Origin of the sequence: Streptomyces sp. SM1 (assembly GCF_002910825.1) — a bacterium.
Lineage (GTDB): Bacteria > Actinomycetota > Actinomycetes > Streptomycetales > Streptomycetaceae > Streptomyces > Streptomyces okerensis.
On record NZ_NEUB01000735.1, the window covers coordinates 1 to 3719 of the forward strand.

The following is a 3719-nucleotide window of genomic DNA, read 5'->3' on the forward strand; positions in this document are numbered from 1 at the left end:
CCCAAACCCGACAAGGGTGCCTTGACGAAGGACATAGAGGCACCCCCCCGACTCGCGCTCCCCTCCCCCACGAGGAGACCACGGATGCAATCCCCCCACCGTTCTCGCACCCTCCGGGCGCTCATGTCCGCCGCGTGCGCCGCCGCGCTCGGCGCCGGACTGCTCGCCGGCGCGGGTGCCTCGACCGCGACCGCCGCGACCTCGGCTCAGGAGGCCGCCGCCGGTTCCAAGGTCATCGGGTACTTCACCGAATGGGGCACCTACGACCGCGAGTACTACGTCAGGAACATCGAGACGTCCGGCTCCGCCGACAGGCTCACCCACATCAACTACGCCTTCGGCAACGTCACGGGCGGCAGGTGCGCCATGGGCGACTCGTCCGCGGCCACCGAACGCTCCTACACGGCCGACGTGTCCGTCGACGGCGTCGCGGACACCTATGCCAAGTGCGGCAGCGAGTGGTGGAGTTACGACACGCCGGCCACCATCGCGGCCAAGATGGACTACAAGGACCGGCAGGGGCTGGCCGGCACGTTCCTCTGGGAGCTGAGCGGCACCACCGCGAACGGGGAGCTGATCAAGGCGATCCGGTGACCTCTCCGGGCCGGTAGCCATCAGGCACGGACAGGGGGCGGGGGTTCCACGGGGGGATCTCCGCCCCCGCCGCCCGGCCGGCAGGGCTCAGGCGTCGCGGCGCGCGGGCGCCGGGGCCGGGTGGGCGGGGTCCAGCTCCTCGATGGCGCGCATGGCCCCGCCGAGCGTCTTCACCAGCAGCTCACACATCGTCTCCCGGGGCAGTTCACCGCGGTCCATCCAGGCCAGCGCGGCACCCTCCACGCTGCACACCCAGGCCAGCAGCCCCATCCGTGCCACCGGGGCGATGTCGGTACGGCCGTAGGCGCCCTCGGCGATGGTCATGACGATCGCCTCCCGCACCCCGTCCCGGATCGCGTGCACCTCGGTGTCGAAGCCGACGCCGCCGCTGACGATCGCGCGATAGGCGGCCTGGTTGTGCTCGGCGTACCGCAGATAGCTGTCGATGGTGCGCTGTACCCGCTCCACGGGCGGGAGTTCGGCTCCGCTCCCCGCGTAGCAGACCAGGCCGGCCACCGAGTCCTCGATGATCGCCAGGTAGTAACCCCGCTTGGAGTGGAAGTAGTAGTAGATCAGCCCCTTGGCGACCTGCGCCTGGCGTGCGATGTCGTCCATCGAGAGCGCGTCGTACGACGTGTCGGCGAACAGGCTCCGCCCGATGGCGATGAGTTCGGCCCGGCGGGCCGAGGAGCGCTGGGTTCCGCGCGCTCCGGGACGCACGGCGGACTGCTGGCTGGTGTTCAATGTCGACCCAGGTCTCCTGCGGGCGGCGGGACAATCCCGCCGCAGTATGACAGGTCGGCCACCGGGCCGGTCCGGGCGGCCCGGGGTGACGGGCTACAGCAGTCCCAGCTGGGTCACGAGCATCGCGAGGAGCACGACGAGTGTCCATCCCATGACGTGCTCGAGGATCTTCGGCCCGTCCTCCTGCGGACCGCCGGTGCGGGCGCGGGTGACGGTGGCTGCGTTCGCGGTCATGGCTTCTCGCTGGTCTCGGTGGTGCGTGGGTCCGTGGTCTCCCCCCGCTGCTGACGTCCACCTTGCCACCGTGAGCGGCTTTCGCGGCCGAGACATCGGTCACAGGACCGCGGGGCCCCGGGCGGGCCGGGACCCCGCTCGCCGGGCCGGCTCAGCGCACGCCCACCGCCGCGAGCGCCTTGCGCTGGCGCGGGGTCGGACGGGCCGGGAAGTACAGGTAGCAGACCCCTCCGGTGCCGGAGGCGACCTTGCCGGAGGCGTTGTACCGCTTGGTGCGCAGCCAGATGTTCTCCCACTCGCGCCGTCGGTAGACCCGGCGCACGGCCGTGTTGTCGTCCGAGGCGGGGTCGTTGGCGATCACATCACCGTCCGCGGTGAATCCGATCACGGTCATCAGGTGCCCGGAGGTGCCGTACCCCGCCCCGGTCAGCTCCTTCTCCAGGAACGACTGGGACGTCATGGCCGGGATTCCCGCGGCGATCAGCGTCTCCAGGTCGGTGAGGGAGCCGAGCCGGGTGACCACGCCCTGCAGTCCCTCGAAGGTCGCCGCGTAGGCGGCGTTGAACGGCCAGTTGCCGCAGCCCGCGTACTGGTGGTCGTACGTGTACCGGGCCGCGTGGCAGATCTGCGGGTCGGCGTAGGACGGGTCGACCCAGGACAGCTGGTCCTCGGTCAGCCGGCCGCCCCAGTACTCGATGATCATCTGCGAGGAGGTCGGGCTGCACCAGGCCTCGCCGCCGTTGTCGTACTCCGGGTACTGACCCTTGTGGATCTCCTGGGAGTACCGCGGGACGGCCAGTTCCCGGGCCAGGCGGGGCGTGGAGGCGGGGACCGTGAACCGGTCGGGGACGTCGGAGCCCATCGCGCCGGCCCGCCACACGGTCGGGGTGAGGCGGGTGCCGGGGCGGCGGTGGAGGGTGAGGCGCAGCCGGTAGGAGGCGAGGCGCAGGCCCGAGTCCGCGTCGTCGAGGGCGAAGGTGTCCGTCCAGACACTGCTCCTGCCGTCGCCCTGGTCGTCCACCGAGGTGCGGCGGATGTCCTGGTCCCCGGCCGCCCAGCGGCCCATGACGTACCAGGGGGTGTCCGTGCCGTCGGAGTACGTGCCCTTCAGCTCGATCTGGAGCCAGGTGCCCGCGGGGGTGTGCGCGTTCCAGGAGGTGATGACCTCCGTGGCCGGGACCTCGAGGCGGTGGACGGGGGAGGTCCACCGCGCGTACTCCCAGGCGGAGGTGCGGCCGGTGTGCGGGTCGGTGTAGTCCGTGGTGCCGGCGGCTCTGGTGATCACGAGGCCGGGGCGGGCACCGGCGACGGCACGGGTCCCGTCGGTGGTGCCACCGCGCCAGTCCGTGTACGAGGTCCAGGCCCGGTTGTCGGCGGTGCGGGCGGCGGCCCGTCCGGCGTTCGCGGTGCCGGTGGCGCCGGTGGCCGGGGTGCCGGCGGTCGGGGTGCCGGCGGACGCCGGGGCGGCGCTTCCGGCGACGGTGGCGACGACTGCCGCGGCCAGGAGGGTTCTGCGGGAGGGCAGTTCGGCTCTGCTCATGGGTGAAGGACCCCCAGGTGTCGGAGTCGGGACAGGACCAGTGCACGGCCGGCCGGACGGTGTACGTCCGCCGGATGGAGCGGGTGTGGGCCAACTATGAACGCAGCCGGGCGCATCCTGCCAGCACCCGGGCCGTGCCGTGTCCGACCAACATGGGACTCGACCAATGGCGGGACGCGCGGCGGGCCGCTCCGGACCGGGGCCTAGAGTGCTTCCGTCAGCCCGCACTGCCCGCGCACCCCACGGCCGGCGCCCGCCGGCCCGTGCACTCTCCAGCCACGTCCCCGCCCTCCGCCCCCCGCGCTCTCCCCACCACGGCCCGCGCCCTCCACAGTCCCGGGAGCCCGCCATGCACGATCTCGCCTCCCGCATCCGCCGGCTCGGCCCGTCCTGCGGTCCGGTCCGGCTCGTCGGGGTGGACGGCCACGCCGGTTCGGGGAAGTCGACCTTCGCCGGGCGGCTGGCCGGGGCCCTGGACGGCGCCCCGGTGCTGCGGCTCGACGACATCGCCGACCACGAGGCGCTGTTCGGCTGGACCGGGCGGCTGCTGAGCCAGGTGATCGAACCGCTCGGCCGGGGCGAGACCGCGTACTACTCCCCCTACGAC

General features: G+C 72.7%; 3 protein-coding genes and 2 pseudogenes. 2 read left to right on the forward strand and 3 right to left on the reverse strand.

Going from position 1 to position 3719, the window contains the following annotated elements:
• Positions 1-84: 84 nt before the first annotated feature.
• Positions 85-570, forward strand: a pseudogene (locus tag B9S61_RS21385) (glycosyl hydrolase family 18 protein); the annotation flags it as partial.
• 111 nt (positions 571-681) lie between these two features.
• Here the strand turns inward: B9S61_RS21385 and B9S61_RS21390 are convergent.
• The 3 genes from B9S61_RS21390 to B9S61_RS21400 form a co-directional block, all read right to left on the reverse strand.
• A complete protein-coding gene (locus tag B9S61_RS21390; protein ID WP_103543708.1) occupies positions 682-1338 on the reverse strand; it encodes a TetR/AcrR family transcriptional regulator in 657 nt (218 codons plus the stop codon).
• A 93-nt stretch (positions 1339-1431) separates the two neighbouring features.
• Positions 1432-1572, reverse strand: coding sequence for an SCO1431 family membrane protein (locus tag B9S61_RS21395; protein WP_103543709.1), 141 nt, complete (start codon positions 1570-1572; stop codon positions 1432-1434).
• 151 nt (positions 1573-1723) lie between these two features.
• Entirely contained in the window at positions 1724-3112 is a 1389-nt protein-coding gene (locus B9S61_RS21400) for a peptidase C39 family protein (protein WP_103543710.1), read from the reverse strand.
• 349 nt (positions 3113-3461) lie between these two features.
• Between B9S61_RS21400 and B9S61_RS42465 the strand changes: the two are divergent.
• Positions 3462-3719, forward strand: a pseudogene (locus B9S61_RS42465) (hypothetical protein); the annotation flags it as partial.

Excerpts from the sequence above, each read along its gene's own strand:
- B9S61_RS21395 (WP_103543709.1), bottom strand. The coding sequence starts at position 1,572 with ATGACCGCGAACGCAGCCACCGTCACCCGCGCCCGCACCGGCGGTCCG.
- B9S61_RS21400 (WP_103543710.1), bottom strand. The coding sequence starts at position 3,112 with ATGAGCAGAGCCGAACTGCCCTCCCGCAGAACCCTCCTGGCCGCGGCA.